Annotated in this window: 23 protein-coding genes; 16 read left to right on the forward strand and 7 right to left on the reverse strand. The window is 71.7% G+C overall.

The features are described from left to right. Positions 1-119 precede the first annotated feature (119 nt). Positions 120-1484, forward strand: coding sequence for an aminotransferase class V-fold PLP-dependent enzyme (locus tag ACWGKQ_RS43720; protein WP_453297635.1), 1365 nt, complete (start codon positions 120-122; stop codon positions 1482-1484). A gap of 143 nt (positions 1485-1627) precedes the next feature. Next, complete coding sequence (locus ACWGKQ_RS43725) at positions 1628-2293, forward strand: hypothetical protein (protein ID WP_453297636.1); 666 nt, start codon at positions 1628-1630, stop codon at positions 2291-2293. A gap of 25 nt (positions 2294-2318) precedes the next feature. Here ACWGKQ_RS43725 and ACWGKQ_RS43730 read toward each other — a convergent pair whose 3' ends face one another. Together ACWGKQ_RS43730 and ACWGKQ_RS43735 are read right to left on the reverse strand one after the other, a co-directional pair. Beyond that, positions 2319-2600, reverse strand: coding sequence for an Lrp/AsnC family transcriptional regulator (locus ACWGKQ_RS43730; RefSeq protein ID WP_020137395.1), 282 nt, complete (start codon positions 2598-2600; stop codon positions 2319-2321). After that, positions 2597-3340, reverse strand: a complete 744-nt coding sequence (locus ACWGKQ_RS43735) for a rhomboid family intramembrane serine protease (protein ID WP_453297654.1) — start codon at positions 3338-3340, stop codon at positions 2597-2599. Before ACWGKQ_RS43735 ends, ACWGKQ_RS43730 begins: the two co-directional genes overlap by 4 nt. A 152-nt stretch (positions 3341-3492) precedes the next feature. Here ACWGKQ_RS43735 and ACWGKQ_RS43740 point away from each other — a divergent pair, with 152 nt between their 5' ends. The 5 genes from ACWGKQ_RS43740 (at position 3493) to ACWGKQ_RS43760 (ending at position 8875) form a co-directional block, all read left to right on the forward strand. Beyond that, a complete protein-coding gene (locus tag ACWGKQ_RS43740; RefSeq protein ID WP_009309707.1) occupies positions 3493-3732 on the forward strand; it encodes a hypothetical protein in 240 nt (79 codons plus the stop codon). Positions 3733-3772: 40 nt separating this feature from the next. After that, positions 3773-5116 (forward strand): NYN domain-containing protein, encoded by a 1344-nt coding sequence (locus ACWGKQ_RS43745; protein ID WP_453297637.1) that lies wholly within the window; start codon positions 3773-3775, stop codon positions 5114-5116. A gap of 210 nt (positions 5117-5326) precedes the next feature. After that, positions 5327-6361 (forward strand): NlpC/P60 family protein, encoded by a 1035-nt coding sequence (locus ACWGKQ_RS43750; RefSeq protein WP_453297638.1) that lies wholly within the window; start codon positions 5327-5329, stop codon positions 6359-6361. Between the two features lie 267 nt (positions 6362-6628). Then, complete coding sequence (locus ACWGKQ_RS43755) at positions 6629-7648, forward strand: NlpC/P60 family protein (protein WP_453297639.1); 1020 nt, start codon at positions 6629-6631, stop codon at positions 7646-7648. A 30-nt stretch (positions 7649-7678) separates the two neighbouring features. After that, positions 7679-8875 carry a hypothetical protein gene (locus tag ACWGKQ_RS43760; protein ID WP_453297640.1) on the forward strand — a complete coding sequence of 399 codons (1197 nt, stop codon included), beginning with the start codon at positions 7679-7681 and terminating at the stop codon, positions 8873-8875. On the opposite strand, the gene ACWGKQ_RS43765 is transcribed toward ACWGKQ_RS43760, so the two are convergent. Next, a complete protein-coding gene (locus ACWGKQ_RS43765) occupies positions 8860-9393 on the reverse strand; it encodes a PadR family transcriptional regulator (RefSeq protein ID WP_453297641.1) in 534 nt (177 codons plus the stop codon). The two genes, ACWGKQ_RS43760 and ACWGKQ_RS43765, sit on opposite strands and share 16 nt — an antisense overlap. Before the next feature lie 99 nt (positions 9394-9492). Between ACWGKQ_RS43765 and ACWGKQ_RS43770 the strand changes: the two genes are divergently transcribed. After that, the gene (locus ACWGKQ_RS43770) at positions 9493-10812 is read left to right on the forward strand and encodes an MATE family efflux transporter (RefSeq protein WP_453297655.1); all 1320 of its coding nucleotides are present in this window, start codon (positions 9493-9495) and stop codon (positions 10810-10812) included. Here ACWGKQ_RS43770 and ACWGKQ_RS43775 read toward each other — a convergent pair. After that, positions 10773-11993 (reverse strand): glycosyltransferase 87 family protein, encoded by a 1221-nt coding sequence (locus ACWGKQ_RS43775; protein WP_453297642.1) that lies wholly within the window; start codon positions 11991-11993, stop codon positions 10773-10775. The two genes, ACWGKQ_RS43770 and ACWGKQ_RS43775, sit on opposite strands and share 40 nt — an antisense overlap. 129 nt (positions 11994-12122) lie before the next feature. On the opposite strand from ACWGKQ_RS43775, the gene ACWGKQ_RS43780 reads away from it, so the two are divergent. After that, positions 12123-13265 (forward strand): glycosyltransferase family 4 protein, encoded by a 1143-nt coding sequence (locus tag ACWGKQ_RS43780; protein ID WP_453297643.1) that lies wholly within the window; start codon positions 12123-12125, stop codon positions 13263-13265. A 175-nt stretch (positions 13266-13440) separates the two neighbouring features. Further along, entirely contained in the window at positions 13441-15060 is a 1620-nt protein-coding gene (locus tag ACWGKQ_RS43785; RefSeq protein WP_453297644.1) for a GMC oxidoreductase, read from the forward strand. Positions 15061-15079: 19 nt separating this feature from the next. Here the strand turns inward: ACWGKQ_RS43785 and ACWGKQ_RS43790 are convergent, their stop codons facing one another. Further along, positions 15080-16876: an AMP-dependent synthetase/ligase gene (locus ACWGKQ_RS43790; RefSeq protein WP_453297645.1), complete on the reverse strand. Its 1797-nt coding sequence runs from the start codon at positions 16874-16876 to the stop codon at positions 15080-15082. Positions 16877-17192: 316 nt separating this feature from the next. Here ACWGKQ_RS43790 and ACWGKQ_RS43795 point away from each other — a divergent pair, with 316 nt between their 5' ends. The 6 genes from ACWGKQ_RS43795 to ACWGKQ_RS43820 all read left to right on the forward strand — a co-directional run bounded on the left by ACWGKQ_RS43795 (position 17193) and on the right by ACWGKQ_RS43820 (position 22515). After that, the gene (locus tag ACWGKQ_RS43795; RefSeq protein WP_453297646.1) at positions 17193-17990 is read left to right on the forward strand and encodes a metallophosphoesterase family protein; all 798 of its coding nucleotides are present in this window, start codon (positions 17193-17195) and stop codon (positions 17988-17990) included. Positions 17991-18123: 133 nt separating this feature from the next. Further along, the gene (locus ACWGKQ_RS43800) at positions 18124-18567 is read left to right on the forward strand and encodes an SRPBCC family protein (RefSeq protein WP_453297647.1); all 444 of its coding nucleotides are present in this window, start codon (positions 18124-18126) and stop codon (positions 18565-18567) included. A gap of 281 nt (positions 18568-18848) precedes the next feature. Beyond that, positions 18849-20003 carry an ArsA family ATPase gene (locus ACWGKQ_RS43805; protein ID WP_453297648.1) on the forward strand — a complete coding sequence of 385 codons (1155 nt, stop codon included), beginning with the start codon at positions 18849-18851 and terminating at the stop codon, positions 20001-20003. 63 nt (positions 20004-20066) lie between these two features. Further along, complete coding sequence (locus ACWGKQ_RS43810) at positions 20067-20528, forward strand: DUF5304 domain-containing protein (RefSeq protein WP_453297649.1); 462 nt, start codon at positions 20067-20069, stop codon at positions 20526-20528. 134 nt (positions 20529-20662) lie between these two features. Beyond that, positions 20663-21616 (forward strand): ROK family glucokinase, encoded by a 954-nt coding sequence (locus tag ACWGKQ_RS43815; protein WP_453297650.1) that lies wholly within the window; start codon positions 20663-20665, stop codon positions 21614-21616. A gap of 149 nt (positions 21617-21765) precedes the next feature. After that, on the forward strand, positions 21766-22515 hold the full coding sequence (locus tag ACWGKQ_RS43820) for an endonuclease/exonuclease/phosphatase family protein (protein WP_453297651.1): 750 nt from the start codon (positions 21766-21768) through the stop codon (positions 22513-22515). A gap of 148 nt (positions 22516-22663) precedes the next feature. On the opposite strand, the gene ACWGKQ_RS43825 is transcribed toward ACWGKQ_RS43820, so the two are convergent. Both ACWGKQ_RS43825 and ACWGKQ_RS43830 read right to left on the reverse strand, forming a co-directional pair. Beyond that, positions 22664-23668: a CU044_5270 family protein gene (locus tag ACWGKQ_RS43825; protein WP_453297652.1), complete on the reverse strand. Its 1005-nt coding sequence runs from the start codon at positions 23666-23668 to the stop codon at positions 22664-22666. After that, positions 23661-24284, reverse strand: a complete 624-nt coding sequence (locus ACWGKQ_RS43830) for an RNA polymerase sigma factor (RefSeq protein ID WP_453297653.1) — start codon at positions 24282-24284, stop codon at positions 23661-23663. Before ACWGKQ_RS43830 ends, ACWGKQ_RS43825 begins: the two co-directional genes overlap by 8 nt. Positions 24285-24387: the final 103 nt, after the last annotated feature.

Here is a 24387-nt window from a genome sequence, read left to right on the forward strand (position 1 = left end):
AAGCGAATGCGATAGGGCGTCGAGCCCCGCCTCCGCACACCCCTTTCACCTTTCCCCGTGCCGTCGACGCACCGTCCGTCCGGCCCGGCGATTTCGCTCAGCTCTCACAGGAGTTCGCCATGTCTGTCACCACCGCTGCCGCCGCCCAGTCCCTTTGTGCCCCACTGCCCGTTCTGGGCCGGGATGTCACCGTCCCGCTCGTCACCGGCGGCGAGGTCACCTACGCCGCCCTCGACTACGCGGCCAGCGCCCCCGCCCTCCAGCGGGTCTGGGACGACGTGGCGGCGTACGCGCCCTACTACGGCAGCGTCCACCGCGGTGCCGGCTACCTCTCCCAGCTGTCGACCGACCTCTTCGAGAACGCCCGGAACACCGTCGCCGAGTTCCTCGACTGCCGCCCCGACGACCAGCTGATCTTCACCCGCTCCACCACCGACTCCCTCAACCTGCTCGCCGCCGCCGTCCCCGCCGACTGCCAGGTCTTCGTCTTCGAGACCGAGCACCACGCGAGCCTGCTCCCCTGGAAGGACGCCCGGGTCACCTACCTCAACGCGCCCCGCACCCCGCGGCAGGCCGTCGAGACCCTGGAGCGTGCTCTCGCCGACCGCGACCCCTACGGCCCGGCCCTGGTCTGCGTCACCGGCGCCTCCAACGTCACCGGCGAGCTGTGGCCGGTACGGGAGCTGGCGGCCGCCGCGCACGCGCACGGTGCCCGGATCGTCCTGGACGCCGCCCAGCTGGCCCCGCACCACCCCGTGTCCGTCCGGGACCTGGACGTCGACTGGGTCGCCTTCTCCGGCCACAAGCTCTACGCCCCCTTCGGCTCCGGCGTCCTGGCCGGCCGCGCCGACTGGCTGCAGGCCGCCGAGCCCTACCTCGCGGGCGGCGGCGCCAGCCGCAAGGTCACCCGGCGGGAGGACGGGGGAGTGGCCGTGGAGTGGCACGAGAGCGCGGCGCGGCACGAGGCGGGCTCCCCGAACGTCATCGGCGCCTACTCCATCGCCTCCGCCTGCAAGGCGCTCACCGAGGCCGGCTTCGACACCCTGGTCGCCCGCGAGCAGCACCTGATCGAGAAGGTGCGGGCCGGGCTGGCCGAGGTTCCCGAGGTCCGGGTCCTCTCCCTCTTCGGCGACGACGCCCCGCGCGTCGGAGTGATCAGCTTCGTGGTCGACGGCTGGAACAGCTCCCACTTCGCCGCCGCCCTCTCCGCCGAGTACGGCATCGGCGTCCGCGACGGCCTCTTCTGTGCCCACCCGCTGGTCAGGACCCTGCTGGGCTCCGACCCGCAGACCCAGGGCGAGTGCGGGGCGCCGGAGGCGGCACCGGGCGAGAAGTCCCTGAACGCCATCCGGGTGAGCTTCGGCGCGGGCACGCCGGACGAGCACGTGGAGCGCTTCGTGACGGCGGTGCGGGAACTGGTGACCGACGGCGCGAAGTGGTCGTACCGCACGGAGGACGGCCGCTGTGTCCCGGCGGTGAGCTGACCCACCCGCGGGGGGGTGTCGGCAGGACCACCCCCGGGTCCGGTGTCCAGGCCCAGCGACGGGAAGCGTCGTGAACGCCAGGATTCAGGTAGTCGGCAACGGGCCGACGAGGAATCCGACACCGGGAACCGGGGGACACACCCATGAACGAGACCCTCGCGAGGCGCCTGACCGGCCTCGCCGCCATCACCGCCGCGGCCGCCTTCATCGTCGACGTACCGCTCTACTTCGTCTACTCCGGTTCGCCGCCGGACTCGAACGTCCTGACCAGGTTGCTGCTCCAGATCGTCGGACTGGCGTTCGTCGTCGTGTTCGTGACGGCCTTCCGTGAACTGGTCAAACGGGCCGACCCGGCCCGCGAATGGATCGGCTCGATGGCCTTCGCGACCGGACTGGTCTACGCGACGGTCACGCTGGTCTCCAGCGGGCTGGAAGGCGGTGCGGTCATCGCCGCGGACCATCCGATCGACCCGACCGTCGCGGTCAGCGGCACGTACATCCTCTACGGGGCGATCAGCCGCCTGATGCTCGCCCTCTGCCTGACCGCGGTGGGTCACGGGATCTCGCGCACCGGCCTGCTGCCGCGCTGGACCGGCCGCTCCGCCTGCACCCTGGCGGCGGTCAACCTGGCCTTCGTGCCGTCCGTGTTCTTCGGCAACGACCCCGCGCACTTCTACGCGGCGAACGGCTGGGGCACCACCGCCCTGATGGGGGCGTTCCTCAGCTACTGGCTGCTCGCCCTGGGTATCTCGGCCTACCGCAGCGCCGCGCGGCGTACGCCCGCCGGCGCACCGGCCCTGCGGCACTGACGCCGCCCGGCCCGGACCGCTCGGTTCAGCTGTCCAGGCCGATGGCGAACGCCGCCTCCAGGTCGTGCTGGGAGTACGTGCGGAACGCGACGTGCGTGTCCGTGGCCTCCACGCCGGGGATCTTGCTGATGGAGCCGGGGATGACCTCGGCGAGATCCTCGTGCTGCTTCACCCGGACCATGGCGATCAGGTCGTAGGTGCCGGTGACGGAGAAGACCTCGCTGACGCTCTCCAGCGCGGCGATCCGTTCCGCGATCTCGGGGATCCGGTCCACGCTGGTCTTGATGAGGACGATCGCGGTGATCACGGCTGGTTCTCTCCCTCGGGTGCCGGAGCTGGGGCGGATCTCACTTTAGTCGTACGGCCGTACCGCACCCACGCGTAGCCGAAGCCGAGTCCGAAGCCGACCAGGTGGGCGAGGTAGGCCACGCCGGGGCCGGAGGAGGCCTGGTTCAGGGCCAGCCACTGGAGGGCCGCCCAGAAGGGGAGCACCACCCAGGCCGGGAAGCGCAGCGGGAGGAAGAAGAGAAAGGGGAGGAGACTGGTCACGCGGGCGCTGGGGAACAGGTACAGGAACGCTCCGAGGACCGCCGAGATCGCCCCGGACGCCCCCACCAGCGACTGCTGGGAGGTGGTGTTGGCGGCCGCGTAGCCGAGCAGCGCGAGATAGCCGCAGCCGATGTAGAAGAGAGTGAACTCGACGCGGCCCATCCGTTCCTCGGTCATCGCCCCGAAGACGAAGAGGAAGAGCATGTTGCCGAGCAGGTGCACCCAGCTGCCGTGGATGAACAGCGCCGTGGCCGGGGTGAGCGCCTCCCGCGCCGGACCGTCGAACAGGTCGGCGGGGACCACCCCCCAGTGCCGGAAATACGCCCGCTGGGCGGTCGCGAGGGCCTCTCCGGTGCCGTAGGACGGGGTGAAGCCGGAGGCGGGGCCGAGCACGAAGATCAGGCAGCACACGGCGATCAGGCTGTACGTCATGGGCGCGGACGTGCCCCGCAGACCCCGCAGGGTCCGGGCGGCCGTCGTGTTCCAGTTGCCGATCATGGACATAGAGCATGGCGTAACGGGACGCACTGGTGCAGACCGCCTCGCCGCCGCAGACGGGGCGGCATCGAGTACCCGCCAGGCCGTAGGGTACGAGCCACACGCGTCGGGACGGCGCGTCACGGACACTAGAAGGAAGCGAACAAGCCACGATGACGGTTCCCCTGCCGACCGCCACGACGCGGTGGCGCTGCACCCTCTGCGGCAACCTCACGCGCTTCGACGTGACCCGCTCGTCGAAGGTGGTCGAGTACGTACACCTCGACCTGGCCGGTGAGCCCAAGGTCGAGGAGCGCGAGGTGGTCAGTGAGACCATCGAGTCGGTGCGCTGCCGCTGGTGCAACGCGGTGGACCAGGTGGAACTCGTGGACAGGCCGGGCGCCGACTCCTGATACCGGGAGCCGGCCCCGTACAGGTGATGGGGTGTGACGGATGGTGGAGACCACAGGCGGGGGGCCGGGCGACGGCACCGCCGAGGTGCTTGACCGTCCGTTGCCCGACGGTGTCCGGCGGCGGGTCGTGCAGATCGTGTCGGACGGGTTCGGTGGCCTGACCGTCGCCGAACTGCCCGCACAGCTGCGGCAGTACGCCCGCTTTGCCCCGAATCGCCGGGCCAAGTTCGCCGGAAACGCGATGGCCGCCGCGCTGGAGACGGACACCCTCTTCCGGCAGCGGATCGGGGAGAAGCTGAGAGAGACCCAGCCGGAACTGGCCGGCGCCCTGGACTCCGGCTCCCCGCCCCCGGCCGCGGACCCGCTCGATGTGGCGGCCGCGGCCTATGTGCTGCGCCCCACGGGCTGGGTGAAGCTCGTGGCGGCGGCCGGCGAGGAGGCCCAGCGGGCCGACGCCGAGCGGGCCGACGAGGAGAGCCGGGCCGAACTGGAGCGGCTGCGCGAGGAGCTGGACCGGGCGCGGGAGCAGACCCGGGCCGACACGGAGCGGCTGCGCTCCGAGCTGGACGCGGCCAAGAAGGAAGCGGAATCGCTTCACCGCAAGCTGCGGGCCGCGCTGAGCGACGTCAAGCGCGGTGAGGCGGCGCTGCGCAAGCTGCAGGCCGAGACGGAGGCGGGGCGGGCCGAGGGGCAGTCCCAGCTGTCCGCCGCCGAGAGCGAGAGCCGGCGGCTCAAGTCCCGGCTCGGCGAGGTCGAGGCGGCCCTGGAGGCCAGCCGCCGGGCCGCCCGCGAGGGACGCAGCGTCGAGGACATGCGGCTGCGGCTGCTGCTCGACACCGTCCTCGACGCGGCCCAGGGGCTGCGCCGGGAGCTGGCTCTGCCGCCGGTCTCGGTGCGGCCCGCCGAGACCGTGGACGCGGTCGAACCGGGACGAATGACCCCGAAGGACATCGCGGCGCGCGCACTCTCCGAGAACGACCCGGCCATTCTCAACCAGCTGCTCGCCCTGCCTCAGGCGCACTTGGTGGTCGACGGCTACAACGTGACCAAGACCGGCTATCCGCAGATGCCGCTGGAGAAGCAGCGACTGCGGCTGCTCGGCCAGCTCTCCCAGCTCGCCGCCCAGACCGGCGCCGAGGTCACCTGTGTCTTCGACGGCGCCGAGCTGGCCGCGCCGGTGCTGCTGGCCCCGCCGCGCGGGGTCCGGGTCCTCTTCTCCAAGCCCGGTGTCACCGCGGACGAGTTGATCCGCCAGCTGGTGCGCGCCGAGCCGCCGGGCCGCCCGGTGATCGTCGCCTCGACAGACCGCGAGGTCGCCGACGGGGTCGCCCGGGCAGGCGCCCGTCCGGTCGCTTCTGCGATGCTTCTGAAGCGACTGTCCTGAACGTTCAATCCGCATATGCAATGCCCGAATTGACCGAACCGTCACGCAACGTAGCGTCAATCGCGCATTACTGCTCGTGAGTTATATGCAAAGAGTGCGTTGCGTGACCACTTTTTTGGCTGCTGGGTTTGAACTGATCACAGGTAGGTCACTAGGGTCTGACCCCGAACCTCCACACGGGTGATCACTCAAACGAAGGAGCCCGTCTCCGTGGCGTCCCATCGTCGACTGAAGCAGCCGAGTCGTGCGCGCGTGACCGTGCTCACCACCGCAGCCGCCGCCGCTGTAGTCCTCAGCGCCAACGCCGCCAACGCGGCGCCCAGCGAGAAGCTGACCAAGGACGAGGTCAAGGCGAAGGTCGACAAGCTCTACGAGGAGGCCGAGCAGGCCACCGAGAAGCTCGACGGGGCCAAGGACAAGCAGCAGAAGCTGCAGAAGGAAATATCCACGATCCAGGACAACGTGGCCCGTGGTCAGGAAGACCTCAACAAGCTGCGGGACAGCCTCGGTTCGCTGGCCACCGCGCAGTACCGCTCGGGCGGCATCGACCCGTCGGTCCAGCTCTTCCTCTCGTCCGATCCGGACGACTACCTCGACAAGGCGTCCACGCTCGACCAGTTGAGCAGCCAGCAGGTCGAGGCCCTGAAGAAGATTCAGGACAAACAGCGCGAACTCGCCCAGGAGCGGGCAGAGGCCTCCGACAAGCTCAAGGACCTCTCCGCCACCCGCACCGAGCTGGCCAAGCAGAAGTCGGCCGTCCAGGGCAAGCTCGCCGACGCGCAGAAGCTGCTCAACACCCTGACGGCCAAGGAGAAGGCCGCGCTCGACGCCGAGCAGGCCCAGGCCGCCAGCCGCGCCTCCTCGCGCGTGGACCTCGGCAACACGGGCTCCGCCTCCGGCCGGGCCGCCAGCGCCTTCGCCGCCGCCCAGTCCGTGATCGGCTCGCCGTACGTCTACGGCGCCTCCGGCCCGTCCTCCTTCGACTGCTCGGGCCTGACCTCCTGGGCCTACGCCCAGGCCGGCGTCACCATCCCGCGCACCTCCGAGGCGCAGGCCAACGCCGGCACCCGCATCTACAGCGAGAGCGACCTCAAGGTCGGCGACCTGGTCATCTTCTACGGCGACTACCACCACGTCGGCCTGTACGCCGGCAACGGCCAGGTGCTGCACGCCCCGCACACCGGCGCCGTCGTGCGCTACGAGGCGATCAGCGACATGACCTTCGAGTTCGGCGTCCGGATCTGATCCGACCCCACCGGGTTACGCCGACACCCGTACGGCCGAAGATCAACTTGCCGTGGCGCCCGAACGGGCGAATCCCGGCAACCGGAACTGACTCCACGCCCCGCCGGTGACCTGCGTCAGCGGCGGGGCGTCACGTTGCGTGGCCGCCGAGGTCTTTGGCCGGGGTGTGTTCACGCGGCTACTGTCTGGCGCGTTTCCTCCGGCGCCGGGGCACCCCCGTCCCCGCGCCGGGGGAAGCGGTACCTGTCCGCCAGCAGAAGGACCGCCGTGGGGTCTCATCGTCGTCTTGCATCGTCGTCCGGGTTCAACCGGGGCGCCGGTGCCGCTCTCTGCGCGCTGTCGGCCGCGGCCGCCGCGCTCGGTGCCGTACCGGCGAGCGCCGCCCCGCGCGCCGACAGCCGCGCCGAGGTGGACCGGCTGTACCAGCAGGCCGAGGAGGCGACCGAGGCCTACGACAAGGCCGACGAGCGGGCCGGCACGCTGCGCCGCGAGGTGAACGACTCCCAGGACCGCATCGCCCGCCAGCAGCAGCGCATCAACACCATGCGGGAGGCGCTCGGTTCACTCGCCGGCGCCCAGTACCGCTCCGGCGGCATCGACCCCACCGTGGCCCTGCTGTTCTCCGACGACCCCCAGGAGTACCTGGACCGGGCCTCCCTCCTCGACCGGATCGACGTCCGCCGGGCCGGGCAGCTCAGGCAGCTCCGGACCGCGATGCGCGAACTCGCCCAGGAGCGCACCGAGGCCGCCGGCAAGCTCGGCGAACTGGAGCACAGCCGCAGGGCGGTCGCCTCCCACAAGGCCGTCGTGGAGCGGAAGCTCGCCAAGGCCCGGCAGCTCCTCAACGCGATGCCCGCCGTCGACCGCGCCGCCTTCGAACACTCCTCCCGCGGCGACGACCGGGCCGACCTGCCCGACCTCTCCGACGCCACCGCCCCCGACGGCCGCGCCGCCGCCGCGATCGCCGCCGCCCGTTCCGCCCTCGGCAAGCCGTACGTCTGGGGCGCCAGCGGCCCCTCCGGCTTCGACTGCTCGGGCCTGATGCAGTGGTCGTACGCGCACGCCGGGATCCACCTCCCGCGCACCTCGCAGGAGCAGCGCTACGCCGGCCACCAGGTCCCGCTCTCCCAGGCGCAACCCGGTGACCTGGTCGTCTACCGCTCCGACGCCAGCCATGTGGCCATGTACGTCGGCAACGGCCAGGTCATCCACGCCCCCTACCCGGGCGCCCCGGTCCGCTACGACCCGGTCGGAATGATGCCCGTCTCCTCCGTCACCCGGCCCTGACTTCCGGGCTGCTGCCCGTACGATCGGAAAGTGGCTGGTCGTGGACGGGCGTGGCGCTCAGGAGCGGTGGGGCTGTGTCTGCTGCTCCTGCCGCTGGCCGGATGCGGCGGCGGGCGGTCGTCGACCGGTACGGCGATGGCCGAGGTGCAGCAGGTCCTGGACCGCCGTTCGGCCGCGGTCCTCGGCCACGACGAGCAGGCGTACGCCGAGACCGGCACCCGGAGTTCCTACGCGGACCTGCGCGCCGTACCGCTCGCCGACTGGAGCTACCGGCTGACCTCCCTCCACGCCGACGGCGCCGGAGCCACCGCCGACGCGCGGCTCAGCTACCGGATAAAGGGCTACGACAAGGCGCCGGTGACGACGGACCGTGCGCTCACCCTCAGCCGCACCGTCGACGGACAGTGGTATGTCACATACGACAAGCCCGCCGGGAAGTCCGGGCAACAGCTCTGGGACCAGGGCAAGGTGACCGCTGTCAAGAGCTCCCACGCCCTCGTCCTCGGCGTCGGCCAGTCCACGGCCACGCTGCGCGGCTACGCCCGGCTCGCCGACACCGCCGTCCCCGAGGTCTCCAAGGCCTGGGGCACGGACTGGACCCGGCGGGTGGTCCTGCTCGTGCCCGGTTCGCTGAACGGCATGGCCGGCCTGCTGGGCGCTCCCGCCTCCAACTACAAGGGCATCGCCGCCGTCACCACCGGCGAGGCGGGCGGCTCCGGCCAGGCCCCGGCGGACCGGGTCATCCTCAACCCGGAGGCGTACGCCGTCCTCGGCCCGGTCGGCAGACAGGTGGTCCTCACCCACGAGACGACCCATGTGGCCACCCGCGCCCACACCACGGCCGCCACCCCGCTCTGGCTCTCCGAGGGGTACGCCGACTGGATCGGCTACCTCGACACCGGCCGTACGCCCACCGAGGCCGCGCCGGAACTCGCCCGCGCCGTCGAGGCGGGAGAGGTCCCGGCGAACCTCCCGGCGGACAAGGACTTCGGCTTCACCGACGACCCCACCAAGCTGGCCCAGGCCTACGAGGGCGGCTGGCTGGCCTGCCGGATGATCGCCGCCCACTGGGGCGAGGAGAAGCTCGGCGCCTTCTACCGGGCCGTGGGCGCGCACAAGGACCGGGCGGGCGCGGTGGAGGACGCCCTGAAGACCGAACTCGGCACGACCCTGGCGGACTTCACCGCACGCTGGCGGGACTACCTGACGGCTCAGCTCGGCGACTGAGCCAGCCGCTCGATGGCCTCCGCCAGCCAGGCCCGCTCGGCCGTGCCGGTCGCCCGCGCGACCCGCAGCATCCCCTCCCGGAACAGGTCTCCGCTCTCCTCCGCCCGGACCGGCTCGCCGTCCCGGTAGAAGAAGCTCGACGGGGTCTGAAGGAAGTCCAGCCGGCGGCGCAGCACGGCCGCCTGCTCCGCCGGGTCCGGGAGATGGCGCAGGAAGGCCAGGACCGTGTTGAAGCGGACCTGGTCGGTGATCTCCGCCTGCTTCGGGTGGCGCAGCCGGCCGAGCAGGTCCGCCCGGCCCTCCTCGGTGAGCGAGAGCACCCGGCGCGGGGCCGCGCCCGCCCCTTCCTCGGTGTGCTGGTCGAGCAGGCCGGCGGCGACCAGCCGGGCGATCGCCGGATAGAGGGCGCCGTCACTGACCGGGCGGACGTGCCCGCTCAGCGCCCTGATCCGCTCCTTGAGCTGGTAGCCGTGCAACGGCTCCTCGGCCAGGAATCCCAGGATCGACAGTTCCAGCACGCTGCATTCCTCCTTGCGGGCGTCGCGACCCTCATGTTACCTCTATTCGAGATACCTCGATTAGAGGTACAGCACTCCAGGGGGATCGCCGTGAACACCGTGAACGTCCACCGCAAGCAGCTCGTCTCGCTCGCCCGCCCGGTCTACTTCTCGCTGCTCGCCTCCGTCGCCGCCGGGATCATCAACACCGTCTGGGTCTCCCGGCTCGGCTCCGCCGCCGTGGCCGCCGTCGCCGTCGCCACCAACGCCGAGAACGTGTTGCTCGGCATCGCCCTGGTCTTCGCCTCCGGGACGACCGTGCTCGTCGCGCACGCCCGAGGGGCCCGGGACCCCGGCGCGGTACGGGCCGCCGTACGCGGGGGCTGGGCGCTGTGCGGCCTGGTCACGCCGGCGGTCGTGGCCGGCGGGCTGCTGCTGCGCGAACCCCTGGCCCGGCTGGTCCTCGGCGGCCCCGGCCCGGCCCTGCCCCTCGCCACCGCCTACTTCGCGATCTCCCTGCCGGGCATGACCGTCTTCTTCGCCCAGCAACTGGTCGACGGCATCCTCAAGGGCACCGGCGACACCCGCACCCCGCTGCGCCTGGCCCTCCTCGCCAACGCCCTGATCCTGGTCTGCGACCCGCTCCTCATCCACCGCTACGGCGTCCGGGGCGCCGCCGCCTCCACCGTGCTGTGCCGGTGCGTGGCCCTGGGCGCGGGACTGCGGGCCCTGCGCCGCAACGCCCTGCTGCGCACCGCGGCCGCGTCCGAGGCCGCCGAACCGGTACCGGCCGCCCTGCGCCGGACCCTGCGCACCGGGCTGCCCATGTCCGCCGACTTCACCGTCCGGCAGGGCGGCGCGCTGGCGCTGGTGGCGATCGTGGCCCGGCTCGGGGTGCCGGCGGTGGCCGCCTACGCGATCGCGTACAAGGTCATGTACGTCGCGACGATGGCCTTCTACGCCGTGCGCCAGGCGGCCGCCATCCACACCGCGCACACCCGCGGCGAGGGCGGGGACGCCCGCGGACAGATCGGCCGGCAGGCGGTGCTGGTGGCGGGGACGGTCGGGCTGGCCGCCGCCGTCCTGCTCGCCGCGACCGCACCCTGGGTCATGGCCGCCTTCGGCGCCGGACCCGCCGCCGCGCACCAGGGCGTGCTGTTCCTGCGCTGCGTGGGACCGTACCTGCTCCTGACGGCCGGCTTCATCGCGCTCGGCGGGGTCTTCGAGGGCAGTGGCGGGGCGCCGGCGCTGCTGCGCGTGACCCTGCTCGGCACGGCCGTCCAACTGCCGCTCGCCCACGCCCTGTCCGGGCTCGGGCTGCCCGGGATCTGCCTGGCGCTGGCCCTTTCCATGGGGGTGCAGTGCGCGGCCGTGGCGCTGCTGCTGTCCCGGGCCCGGGCTCAGGAGGAGACCGGGGTCTCCTTCGTGCGGGTGGCCTGAGACGGGAAGGGGGCGACGGGGACCTCGGTCACCGTGGCGCGCCACAGGACGCGGGCCGCCGAGACCGTCGCCGCGACCAGCAGGCCGTTGCGCAGGAGCAGCAGGGTGATGCCGTACCAGTCGCTGACGACCACGTGCGAGAAGCCGACCGGGAACTCCAGGACCGTCACGAGGGTCGCCAGGAGGACCAGGACGGCCGGGAGGGTCATGCGGCCGGCCCGGTAGCAGAGGCAGACGGCGGCCAGGCCCACCAGCCACACCAGGTACTGCGGGCTGATCACCCGGCTGGTGACCGTGAACATCAGGACGGCGGTGAAGGCCGCGTCCGCGAGCGTGTGGGACCGGAAGCGGACCGCCGACAGCCGCCACAGCAGCAGCCAGCCGAACGCGAGCGCGGTGAGCAGCAGGGCCGCCGTGCTCACCGCCCGCACGTGCGGGCCGAGGAATTCGATCGAGCCGTAGTTGAGCAGCACCTCGCCGTGCCAGCCGAAGTGCCGGGCGATGTGGAAGACCAGCGCGCCCAGCGACTCCACCTCGGTGCCCCGGTCCCGCTGGAAGGTCAGGAACGAGAACGCGCCGGGCATGGCCACCGCGAACAGGACGCCGACCGCGCCCGCCGTGACGGCCGCCGACGCCCAGGCCCGCCGTCGTACGGCACCCACGAGCAGCAGCGCAGGCCACACCTTGACCATCGCGCCGAAGCCGGCCAGCGCCCCCATGAGCCGGGGGTGCCGGGCCCCGGCGAGCAGCGCGGCGACGGCGACGGCGGTGACCATCAGGTCGTAGCGGGAGTAGACGGTCGGGCCGAGCAGCGGGACGCCGAGCACCCAGACCCAGGCGCCGCGCAGGGTGCGCCCGGGGCGCAGGCCGGCGTAGCCGAGGAGCGAGAGGACCACCAGGTCGGCCAGGCAGGCCAGCACGAAGAAGGCGGTCGGGTAGGCCAGGAAGGGCAGCAGCGCGGGGGAGAGGATCGCCAGGGCGGCCGCGGGCGGGTACTGCCAGGTGACGTCGTCCAGCGGAAACGTTCCGTGCCGCAGGACCTCGTACCAGCCCTGGTAGATGACCGACACGTCGGTGGTGACGTCCGCGCCCGGGAACACGAACACCTTCAGGACGAACAGCAGCAGCACCAGCCGGGTGGCACCCCAGACGGACAGCAGCGATGCCAGGGCACGTGTCACGCCCGTCCTGTCCACCTGAACCCCTGTCCGTCGGCAGCGCCGTGTCGAGTGGGCCACATGATCTCCCGACGTCCTGTGCGGGGGCCATGAAGCACGGCCGAACGCCCTGTGCAGGTATGGTCTGCGGCGATGCACAAGACGCTCATCGTGACCAATGACTTCCCGCCCCGGCCGGGCGGCATCCAGGCCTTCCTGCACAACATGGCCCTGCGGCTGGACCCCGAGCGGCTGGTCGTCTACGCGTCCACGTGGAAGCGGGGCCGGGAGGGCGCCGAGGCCACCGCCGCGTTCGACGCGGAGCAGCCCTTCACCGTCGTACGCGACCGTACGACGATGCTGCTGCCGACGCCCGGGGCGACCCGGACGGCGGTCGGGCTGCTGCGGGAGCACGGGTGTACGTCCGTGTGGTTCGGGGCGGCGGCTCCGCTCGGACTGATGGCGCCGGCGCTGCGGAAGGCCGGGGCGCAGCGGCTGGTCGCCACCACCCACGGGCACGAGGCCGGCTGGGCGCAGCTGCCCGCGGCCCGGCAGCTGCTCGGGCGGATCGGGGACACGACCGACACGATCACCTATCTCGGGGAGTACACGCGGTCCCGGATCGCGACCGCGCTGAGCGCCGGGGCGGCGGGGCGGATGGTCCAGCTGCCGCCGGGCGTGGACGAGAAGACCTTCCACCCCGGCTCCGGGGGCGCCGAGGTGCGGGCGCGACTGGGGCTGAGCGAGCGGCCGGTGGTCGTGTGCGTGTCGCGGCTGGTGCCGCGCAAGGGGCAGGACACGCTGATCCTCGCGATGCCGCTGATCCTGGCCGCCGAACCGGACGCGGTGCTGCTGATCGTGGGCGGCGGGCCGTACGAGAAGGAGCTGCGGCGGCTGGTGCGGGAGACCGGGGTCGAGGCGTCGGTGCGGTTCACGGGGGCCGTGCCGTGGGCCGAGCTGCCCGCGCACTACGGCGCCGGGGACGTGTTCGCGATGCCGTGCCGGACCCGGCGGGGCGGGCTGGACGTGGAGGGGCTCGGGATCGTGTACCTGGAGGCCTCGGCGACCGGGCTGCCGGTGGTGGCGGGGGATTCGGGCGGGGCGCCGGACGCGGTGCTCGACGGGGAGACCGGGTGGGTGGTGCGGGGCGGCTCCCCCGAGGAGGCCGCCGAGCGCATCGTGGTGCTCCTGGGAGACGCCGAACTGCGTCAGCGGATGGGGGAGCGGGGGCGGCGGTGGGTCGAGGAGCGGTGGCGGTGGGATCTCCTTGCGGAGAGGCTGAAGGCGTTGCTCTAGAGGGTTGGGGCGCCTTTCGTCTGCGGGTGCGTTCTGGCTGGTCGCGCCCACGCGGCGGCAGCCGCATATCAAATACAGCCCCGCGCCCCTTTTGGGGCGCGTTGTCACTAACTCTGTCGCAGCTCTAGGCGGAACCGGAAAATCCGCACATGCTGCGCGCATGACAGTAAAACTGATGCAGCGTCAGCTGACTAGACGTCACATCCTGGGCATGATCGCCCTCCAGACCGCCGCCGCGGCCGGTCTCAGCCGGGTCGGGCTCCAGTCGGCGCAGGCCGCCGAGGAAGCGGCCGACGTCACCAACGCCCCGGCCATCGTGGTCGGTTCCGGGTACGGCGGGGCCGTGGCCGCGCTCCGGCTCGGGCAGGCCGGGATCCGGACCGTCATGATCGAGATGGGCCGGCTGTGGAACACGGCCGGCTCCGACGGCAAGATCTTCTGTTCCACCGCCGCCCCGGACAAGCGGTCCATGTGGTTCAAGACCCGCACGGAGGCCCCGCTCGCCACCTTCCTCTGGCTGGACGTCGTCAACAAGGACATCGACTCCTACGCGGGAGTGCTCGACCGGGTGCACTACGACAACATGTCCGTGTACGTGGGGCGCGGTGTCGGGGGCGGGTCGCTGGTCAACGGCGGGATGGCCGTCACCCCGCTCCAGTCGTACTTCGCCGAGCAGTTCCCGACCGTGGACGCGAGCGCGATGTACAACACGTACTTCCCGCGCGCCCGCACCATGCTGGGCGTCAACACCATCGACGCCACCTGGTTCGAGTCGACCGAGTGGTACCAGTTCACCCGGACGTCCAGGAAGGCCGCCGCCAACACCGGGCTCAAGACCACCTTCGTACCGAACGTCTACGACTTCGGCTACATGGAGCAGGAGGCCGCCGGCACCGCCACCAAGTCCGCGCTCGCCCAGGAGGTCATCTACGGCAACAACTACGGAAAGAAGAGCCTCGACAAGACCTACCTGGCCGCCGCCCTCGGCACCGGGAACGTCACCATCCACACGCTGGAGAAGGTGAAGGCCGTCACGAAGGCGAGCGACGGGTCGTACGTGCTGAGCGTGGACCGGATCGACACGACCGGGGCCGTCGTCGAGAGCAAGCAGTACAGCTGTACCTATCTGTTCCTGGGCGGCGGGAGTCTCGGGACCACCGAGCTGCTCGTCCGGGCCCGGGACACCGGTGCGCTGCCCGCGCTCAACTCCAGTGTGGGGGGCGGCTGGAGCACCAACGGCAACACCATGCTCGGGCGCGCCAACCACATCTGGGACACCACCGGCGCCAACCAGGCGACCATGCCGGTCATGGGCATCGACGACTGGGCCAACACCGACAACCCGGTCTTCGCGGAGATCGCCCCGCTGCCCATCGGGTTCGAGACCTGGGTGAGCCTGTACCTGGCGATCACCAAGAACCCGCAACGGGCGTCCTTCACCTACGACTCCGCGAGCGGCGCGGTGAAGCTGGGCTGGACCGCGGCCCAGAGCGCGGTCTCGGTCGCCATGGCCAAGAAACTGTTCGACCGGATCAACTCGGCCAACGCGACGATCTACCGGTACGACCTGTTCGGCTCGGCGAGCAAGGTCTTCGCGGACGACTTCTGCTACCACCCGCTGGGCGGCTGCGTCCTGGGGCAGGCGACCGACGACTACGGGAGGGTGAAGGGGTATTCCAAGCTGTACGTCACGGACGGCTCGCTGGTGCCCGGGAACATCGGCGTGAACCCGTTCGTCACCATCACCGCGCTCGCCGAGCGGACGATGGAACGGGTTCTCGCCGAGGACTTCTGAGCACCCCCCGAGCGCCGTTCTACTTCTGGTAGATGGCCTCGATCTCGTCCGCGTAGTCCTTCGCCACCACGTTGCGCTTGAGCTTCAGGGACGGCGTCAGGTGGCCCGACTCCTCCGAGAACTGGGAGGACAGAATGCGGAACTTCCGCACCGATTCCGCCTTCGACACCGCGGCGTTGCCGTCGTCGACAGCGGCCTGGATCGCCGCGATCAGATCCGGGTCGTCACGCAGCGACGCCGCGGTGGAGCCCGACGGCTTGCCGTGGTCGGCCGCCCAGCGGCCCAGGAACTCGTCGTCGATGGTGACCAGCGCGCCCACGAACGGCCGCCCGTCGCCCACCACCATGCACTCCGCGACCAGCGCGTGCGCGCGGATCCGGTCCTCGATCACGGCCGGGGCGACGTTCTTGCCGCCCGCGGTGACGATGATCTCCTTCTTGCGGCCGGTGATCCTGAGGTAGCCGTCCTCGTCCAGGGTGCCGATGTCCCCGGTGTGGAACCAGCCGTCGGCCAGCGCCTCGGCGGTCGCGGCCGGGTTGTTCCAGTACTCCTTGAACAGGTGCTCGCCGTGCAGCAGCACCTCCCCGTCGTCCGCGATCCGGATCACCGAGCCGGGCAGCGGCTGCCCGACCGTGCCGATCTTGGTCCGGTCCCAGGGGTTGAACGCGGTCGCCGCGCAGGACTCGGTCAGGCCGTAGCCCTCCAGGACCGTGAAGCCGATGCCGCGGAAGAAGTGGCCCAGGCGCTCGCCGAGGGGGGCGCCGCCGGAGATGGCGTACTCGCCCTTGCCGCCGAGCACCGCGCGCAGCTTGCTGTAGACGAGCTTGTCGAAGGTCTTGTGCTTGATCTTCAGGCCGAGGGCCGGGCCGGACGGGGTGTCCAGCGCCTTGCTGTACGCGATCGCCGTGTCGGCGGCCTTGTCGAAGATCTTGCCCTTGCCGTCCGCCTGCGCCTTGGCGCGCGCCGAGTTGTAGACCTTCTCGAAGACGCGCGGGACGCCGAGGATCAGCGTCGGCCGGAAGGCGGCCAGTTCGTCGGTGAGGTTCTTGATGTCCGGGACGCAGCCCAGCTTGATCGGCGCCATCATCGGGGCGATCTGGACGAGCCGGCCGAAGACGTGCGCGAGCGGGAGGAAGAGGAGGACCGAACACTCACCGGTGCGGAACAGGGGGCGCAGGCGCTCCACGATGTTCCCGCACTCGGCGAAGAAGCTGCGGTGGGTGAGCACACAGCCCTTGGGGCGCCCGGTCGTTCCGCTCGTGTAGACGATGGTCGCCGGGTCGTCCGCCTTCGCCTGCGAGCTGCGCGCGTCGACGGTGGCGTCGGTGACGCCCTGGCCGAGTCTGCCGAGTTCCTCCAGGGCGCCGGCCTCGATCTGCCAGACGTGCTTGAGGGCGGGCAGCGTCTCGCGTACCGACTCGACGGCGGCCGTGTGGTTGTCGAGTTCGACGATGCAGGCGGTCGCGCCGGAGTCGCTGAGGATCCACTGCACCTGCTCGGGCGAGCTGGTCTCGTACACCGGCACGGTGACCGCGCCGGCGCTCCAGATCGCGAAGTCGAGGAGCGTCCACTCGTAGCGGGTGCGGGACATCAGGGCGACCCGGTCGCCCGGCTGGATCCCGGAGGCGATGAGGCCCTTCGCGGCCGCGTGCACCTCGGCCAGGAAGGCGGTGGCGGTCACGTCCTGCCAGACACCACCGACCTTGCGGGCCATGACGGCGACGTTCGGATGCTGCGCGGCGTTTCTGCGGACGATGTCGGTCAGATTGCCGTCCGCGGGGACCTCGTACAAAGCCGGAAGGCTGAACTCGCGCAAGACTGCTGCTCCTCATAGGGCGCCGACGCCACGACGTTGTGCGATGCGACGGTGCGGTCCAAGGCTCGGGCAGGTGCTCAGGGCTTCGCCACGGGTTGGAGGATCCGTTGGTTGAAATCCTGAGCACGACTGGACTGCCCGGACGTTACCCGCCGGTATGGCTTCTTCGACAGGGGGGTCCGGCGAGATGTTCGGTGCGTCACACAGGTTGGTGTTCCTTCGCGTACGGTAGTCCACGGCCTTAGTGACTGACCAGTAACCGCAGGCCCGCCCATCGCCTGTTCACGTTTGCCGCACAGGCCTACCCTTGATCACCATGGCAGCCACACCCTCCGGGATCCCGAGGACCCGCGTCCACGTGGTCAGCGACGTGCACGGCAACGCCCGTGACCTGGCCAGAGCCGGCGACGGCGCCGACGCCCTGATCTGCCTCGGCGACCTCGTCCTCTTCCTCGACTACGCCGACCACTCCCGCGGCATCTTCCCCGACCTGTTCGGCGTCGAGAACGCCGACCGTCTCGTCGAACTCCGTACCGCCCGCCGCTTCGAGGAGGCGCGGGAGCTCGGTGCCCGGCTGTGGGGCGGGGTCGGCGTGGACCGGGCGGCGGCGATCGAGAAGGCGGTGCGCAAGCAGTACGCCGAGATGTTCGCGGCGTTCCCCGCGCCGACGTACGCGACATACGGCAATGTCGACATGCCGATGCTGTGGCCGGAGTACGCGGGACCGGGCACGACGGTCCTGGACGGCGAGCGGGTGGAGATCGGGGGGTGGGTCTTCGGCTTCGTGGGCGGCGGGCTGCGCACCCCGATGCGCACCCCCTACGAGATCTCCGACGAGGAGTACGCGGCGAAGATCGAGGCGGTCGGCGAGGTCGACGTGCTCTGCACGCACATCCCGCCGGAGGTACCGGAGTTGGTGTACGACACCGTCGCGCGCCGTTTCGAACGGGGCAGCCGGGCCCTGCTGGACGCCATCCGCCGCACCCGCCCCCGGTACTCGCTCTTCGGACATGTCCACCAGCCGCTGGTGAAGCGGATGCGGATCGGGGCCACCGAATGCGTGAACGTCGGGCACTTCGCGGGTACCGGACGGCCCTGGGCGCTGGAATGGTGACGACCCCGGACGGGGGGTGAAGTCGGCTGGTCGGACGCGCGGTAGCCTTCACGCTGCACACACGTGCGCACGCTCGCGCACGGCGACCCCCTTCTACCGGTCCGACCGGCCCGCAACTGGAGGAGCCACGGCGATGGCGGAACACACCAGCTCGAACATCACGATCGAGGCGGCCCCGGACGACGTCATGGCGGTCATCGCCGACTTCGCCCGTTACCCGGACTGGACCGGCGAGGTGAAGGAGGCGGAGGTCCTGAAGACCGACGCGGCGGGCCGCGCCGAGCAGGTCCGCCTCGTCATGGACGCCGGTGCGATCAAGGACGACCAGGTCCTCGGATACACCTGGACCGGCGACAACGAGGTCTCCTGGACGCTGGTGAAGTCCCAGATGCTCCGCTCCCTGGACGGCTCGTACCTGCTGAAGCCGGCGGGCGCGGGGTCGACCGAGGTCACGTACTCGCTGACGGTGGACGTGAAGATCCCGATGCTCGGCATGATCAAGAGGAAAGCCGAGAAGGTCATCATCGACCGGGCGCTGGCGGGGCTGAAGAAGAGGGTGGAGTCGGGGGAGCAGTGAGGTAGGGGGCGCGTCGCGGGGGTACCCGTGGTCTCCCGGGTGCGGATCCGCCGTGGCCGGTCGCGCAGTTCCCCGCGCCCCTGAAGGGGCGCTTCGCCCGCCGCTTCTTCCCAGCTGCGGGCAGGCGTGCCGCAGGGCGATGGGGGTCCCCCCGCTCGAGCGAAGCCGAGAGTGGGGGAGGGTGGGCGCAGCGGCACTCTGCCGACGCCGGTAAGTGACACCCCCTCCCCCCAGCCACGGGCACCTACAGGCAAGGCCCGCTTCAGTTACGGTTCACCCTCATGCGCACCATCCTGATCACCGGGCCGGGCGGCAGCGGCCGTACGACCGTCGCCGCGGCCACCGCCCTGCGCGCCGCAGGCGAGGGCACCCCCACCCTCGTCCTCAGCGCCGACCGCACGGACACCCTCGGCGCCGCCCTGGGCGCGGCGACAGGACCGGAGCCCACCCGCCTCACCCCCACCCTCACCGCCTGGCGCCCCGACGCCGCCGCCCGCTTCCGCGAGGACCTCACCGCCTTCCAGAGCCGCGCCGCGAACGTCCTCGACCTGCTCGGCGCCTCCCGCCTGGACGCCGAGGAGCTCACCCCCCTCCCCGGCGCAGAGGAGCTGTCCTTCCTGCGCGCCCTGCGCGACGCCGCCCTCTCCGAGCGGTACGAGCTGCTCGTCGTGGACCTCCCGCCCGCCCCCCAGGCGCTCGCCCTCCTCGCCCTCCCCGAGGAGCTGCGCCGCTATCTGCGCCGCCTGCTCCCGCCCGAGCGGCAGGCGGCCCGCGCCCTGCGCCCGGTCCTCGGCCGCCTCGCCGGTGTCCCCATGCCCGCGGACTGGCTCTACGAGACGGCCGCCCGCTGGGACGTGGAGCTCGCCGCGGTCGAGGCCGTCCTCGCCGACCGCCACACCGCCGTACGCCTGGTCGCCGAACCCGGCCCGGCCGGCGCCGACGCCGTCCGTACCGTCCGCCTCGGCCTCGCCCTGCGCGGCCTGTCCGCCGCGACCCTGGTCGCCAACCGGGTGCTGCCCGAGGCCACGCCCCTGCACGCCCTCGTCGCCCAGCAGCGCAAGACCCTCGCCGAGTGGGGGGAGGCGTACGAGGTCACGGCCGTCGCCCACCTGGGGCACGACCCGCGCGGCACCGACGACCTGGCCGCGCTCGCCGTACCCGGTGTCAACACCGCGCCCGCCCCGGTCGAGTGGCCCGTCGCCGACCGGATCGAGGCGGACGGCGTCCTCGTCTGGCACATCCCGCTGCCCGGCGCGATACGGGACGGCCTCGACCTCGTCCGGCGCGGCGACGAGGTCGTCATCACCGTGGGCGGCTTCCGCCGCATCGTCGCCCTGCCGTCGGCCCTGCGCCGCTGCACCGTCGCCGGGGCCGCCCTGCGCGACGGCGAGCTGCGGCTGCGCTTCGCGCCGGACCCGGAGCTGTGGCCGCGCTGACGGTGAAACCGGTACGCCCGTTCGGGTAACGTCGTAGAGACGAACCGTAGTCAGGAGTCCGCCATGAGCGAAGAGCGCCCCACAGCTGACGCCTCCGAGGCCGCGGACGAGGTACGGGCGACGGACTCCGACGCCTGGGCCACCGCCTGCGCCGAGGACCTGGAGGCGGAGAAGGCCCGCCGCCGCGCCCAGTACGGCCCGCCCCCCGGGTCGGCCGCCGAGGAACTGCGCAAACTCGTCGACGCCGTCGCCGACAAGCTCTCCGGCATCCAGAGCCCGCTGCTCGGGGCGGTCGCGGGTCCCGCCGCCCAGCAGGTGGTCCGGCAGGTCGTCCAGCAGGCGAAGAACGCCGTCGAGCCCGTCATAGAGCGCAACCCGGACGTCTTCGACCACCTGGCCGCGGCCGGCAGCGAACTCCTCGCCGCCTACCGCTCCGCGGTCCAGGCCCAGGAGACCCGCTGGACCTCCGGCAAGCCCGACCCGGGGGACGACGCCGGCCCCGGTGAACGCATCGACTTGGACTGACAGCCAGGGCGCATCCCTCCGTCCCGCGCCCCGCACCGCCGACCGGTCCACCCACCGGACGGACGACGAGAACCCGACGCCAGGGCCTCGGGTACGGTTGGCCGTAGCGGGGCTCGACCGAAACTGAGGGATTCATGGGACTCACCATCGGCGTCGACATCGGCGGCACGAAGATCGCGGCCGGCGTGGTCGATGAGGAAGGCAACATCCTCTCGACCCACAAGGTGCCGACCCCGGGCACGCCCGAGGGCATCGTGGACGCCATTGCTTCCGCCGTAGAGGGCGCCCGCGCCGGGCACGAGATCGTCGGTGTGGGCATCGGCGCCGCCGGTTACGTGAACCGGCAGCGCTCCACGGTCTACTTCGCGCCCAACATCGACTGGCGCCAGGAGCCGTTGAAGGAAGAAGTCGAGGCCCGCGTCGGCCTCCCCGTGGTCGTGGAGAACGACGCCAACGCCGCCGCGTGGGGCGAGTACAAGTTCGGCGCCGGCAAGGGCCACCGCAACGTCATCTGCATCACCCTCGGTACCGGCCTCGGCGGCGGCATCATCATCGGCAACAAGCTGCGCCGCGGGCACTTCGGCGTGGCGGCCGAGTTCGGACACATCCGGATGGTCCCGGACGGGCTGCTGTGCGGCTGCGGCTCGCAGGGCTGCTGGGAGCAGTACGCCTCCGGCCGCGCCCTGGTCAGGTACGCCAAGCAGCGCGCCAACGCCACCCCCGAGAACGCCGAGGTCCTCCTCGCCCTCGGTGACGGCACCCCCGAGGGCATCGAGGGCAAGCACATCTCCGTGGCCGCCCGGCAGGGCGACCCGGTCGCCGTCGACTCCTACCGCGAGCTCGCCCGCTGGGCCGGCGCCGGCCTCGCCGACCTGGCCTCCCTCTTCGACCCCTCCGCGTTCATCGTCGGCGGCGGCCTCTCGGACGAGGGCGAACTGGTCCTCGACCCGATCCGCAAGTCCTACAAGCGCTGGCTGGTAGGCGGCAACTGGCGCCCGGTCGCCGACGTCATCGCAGCCCAGCTGGGCAACGAGGCAGGCCTGGTGGGCGCGGCCGACCTGGCGAGAGAGCCCGACCCGATCATGTAGCGCCCCGAAGGGGCGCGGGGGCGGTAGTCGATATGGGGCTACCGCCCCGCGGGCGCGACAAGCCACCCACAACCGGCAGTCGCGCACCGACCTCGCGCCCCGAGCCATTGGGCACGCGGCCCCTTCCATCGCCGCGTACATTGATCCACATGGTGTCGCTCCCCAACTCCCACACAGAGCCCGACGGTTCCGCCGTCATCCGCGTCCTCAGCTACAACATCCGCTCCATGCGGGACGACACCGACGCCCTCGCCCGCGTCATCAAGGCGTGCGCCCCCGACCTGGTCCTGATCCAGGAAGCCCCCCGCTTCTTCCGCTGGCGCAAGAAGCTCGCCCGCCTGGCCTCGGCCTCGGACCTGGTGATCCTCACCGGGGGCGGCACGGCGGCCGGCCCGGCGATCCTCTGCGACCTCCGCGCCACCGTCGAGCGCACCGAGGACGTCCTCCTCCCGCTCACCCCCGGCCTGCACCGCCGCGGCCTCGCGACCGCCGTCGTCCGGTTCGGCGGCGCCCGCCTCGGCGTCACCAGCTTCCACCTCAGCCTCCAGCAGGACGAGCGCTACGAGCAGGGCGGCCTGCTCCTCGACCGGGTCGCCGGCATGGGCGTGCCGCACGCCATCGCCGGCGGCGACCTCAACGACCGCCCCGACGGCCGCACCTTCCGCCGCCTGGCCGAGGCCTTCCAGGACTGCCGTACCACCGCACCCTGGGGCGGCGAGTTCACCTCCGGGTCCACCGACCCCCACCAGCGCATCGACGCGATCTTCGCGACGAAGGGCATCGAGGTACTCGGCTGCGGCGTACCGACCGGCCTGCCCGGCCTCGCCGACACGGATCTGAGGGCGGCCACCGACCATCTCCCGGTCCTGGCCGCCCTCAGGGTCCCTGTCGTCCTCTAAGCGGTTCCTGCGAAGTCCGCTGCCGTTCGGCAGCGCCCCGAAGGGGCGCGGGGCTGTATCAACATGCGGTTCCGCCGCGTGGGCGCGACCAGCCACGACGGTGCCTCAGACGGCAGATCGCGGCACTTCCAGCGGAGGGCTCAGCCGGTCACGGCCGCTGCTTCACCTTGTCCACGACGGCCCAGCTGTCGAGATACGAGAGCTGGGTGTACGTCTTCATGGCCGCGCCGTCCCCCGAGGTGCGCACGTCGCGGAAACCGAGGAATTCGTACGTCACGGGGTCGAAGATGAAGTAGCCGCCGAAGCCCACCGAGCCCTTCGGGAGCGTCGGGTCGTCGTACGTGATGGCCACCCCGGTGCGCCCCTTCGCGTCCTTCTGGCCCGGCACGACCTTCACTCCAGGCACCATGCCGAGCGCCTCGTACGCCGCCGGACGCAGCCCCTCCGGCATCACCGGGACCAGCTTCAGCAGCCCGGCGAGGCTGAAGTGGATCTGCGACCAGTCCTCGTCGCCGATGTCGTCGAGCGAGGTCGTCCTGCCGCCGAACTCGTTCGCGATCGACAGGATCAGCTGCTTGGGGTCGGTCGGCAGCTTCCGCAGCGTGCCCCAGTCCTGCGGCGGCCAGACGTGCTCGTTCTTCTTCAACGCCGGCGACCACCAGCCCTTGCCGATCTCCATCGTCCAGCCCCGCTCGGAGCCGTCCACCGAGCGCCAGTTCTCGTCGGTGTAGCTCCTCGTGGCACCGGTCTTCTGGTTCGTCTCCTTGATGATCTCCTTGGTGTAGATGAACTGGTCGTCGCGCGGGCGGACCGTCCGCTCGTGCTCGCGTGCGTAGGCGGCGGCCCCCTTGAGCACCGTCTGCGCGCTCACGTTCCGCATGGCGGGCGCGCTGGTCGCCGGCGGTGTCGCGGTGCGGTGGGTGCGGGCGCCGTCGTCGTCCCGTACCGCGACCAGGACGCCGGCCGCGACCGCGGTGGCCAGCCCGGCCGTCAGGGCGACGCGCAGGACGGGACGGCGGGGCCGTACCCGCGGGGCGGCCCCGTTCACCGCGGTGAGCAGCCGGGCCCGGGCCCGGCGCCTGGTCTCGTCGTCGAGCGGGGGAGCCCCCGTGTCGAAGTCCCTCAGTTCGCGCAGTTCGTCGATGTCACGCATGGGCGTCTGCCTCTCGGAAAGCCGTCGGATCGGTTCCGCCCAGTGCTTCGCGCAATCTGCTGCGAGCCCGGTGCAGCCGCGATCTGATGGTGCCGACCGGCACGCCGAGCGCCTCGGCGGCCTCCTCGTAGTCGAGGCCGGCCCAGGCCACCAGCAGGACGACGTCGCGATGGCGGGCGGACAACCCGCCCAGCGCGGCCGCCAGTTCCCGGCGCACCCCCGTGGCACCGGCCCTGGCGACCGCGCGGTCCGCGACCGGCTCCTCGTGCTCCACCGGCTCCGGCAGCCGGGACAGCGCCTTGAAGCGGCGTGCCTCGGCCCGGCGGTGCCGGCCCACGAGGTTGGTCGCGATGCCGAACAGCCACGGACGGGCGTCGGCACGTGCGAGGTCGTACGTGTGGCGTCGCTGGAAGGCGGTGACAAAGGTCTCCGCCATCAGATCCTCCGCCGCCTCCGGACCCAGCCGCCGGGCCGCGTATCGGTGTACGGCGTCGGCATGCCGGTCGAAGAGCACGGCGAACTGCTCGGGCTCGTCCCGGGACCGTGCGATCACCCGGGCGTCGCTGTCCTCGCGATCCTCGTCGCGGGTGCCGGTGCCCGGTGGTCCGACGGTCATCGGGGCTCCTTTCGTTCATTCGAACGCCTCGAAGGCTTGGGCTCTGTGTTCACCTCTCCTTCGCCGGTCGCCGGATCCGAGTTCCCTTTTCGGGGAAAGGGGG

This window comes from Streptomyces sp. NPDC054770 (assembly GCF_053611985.1).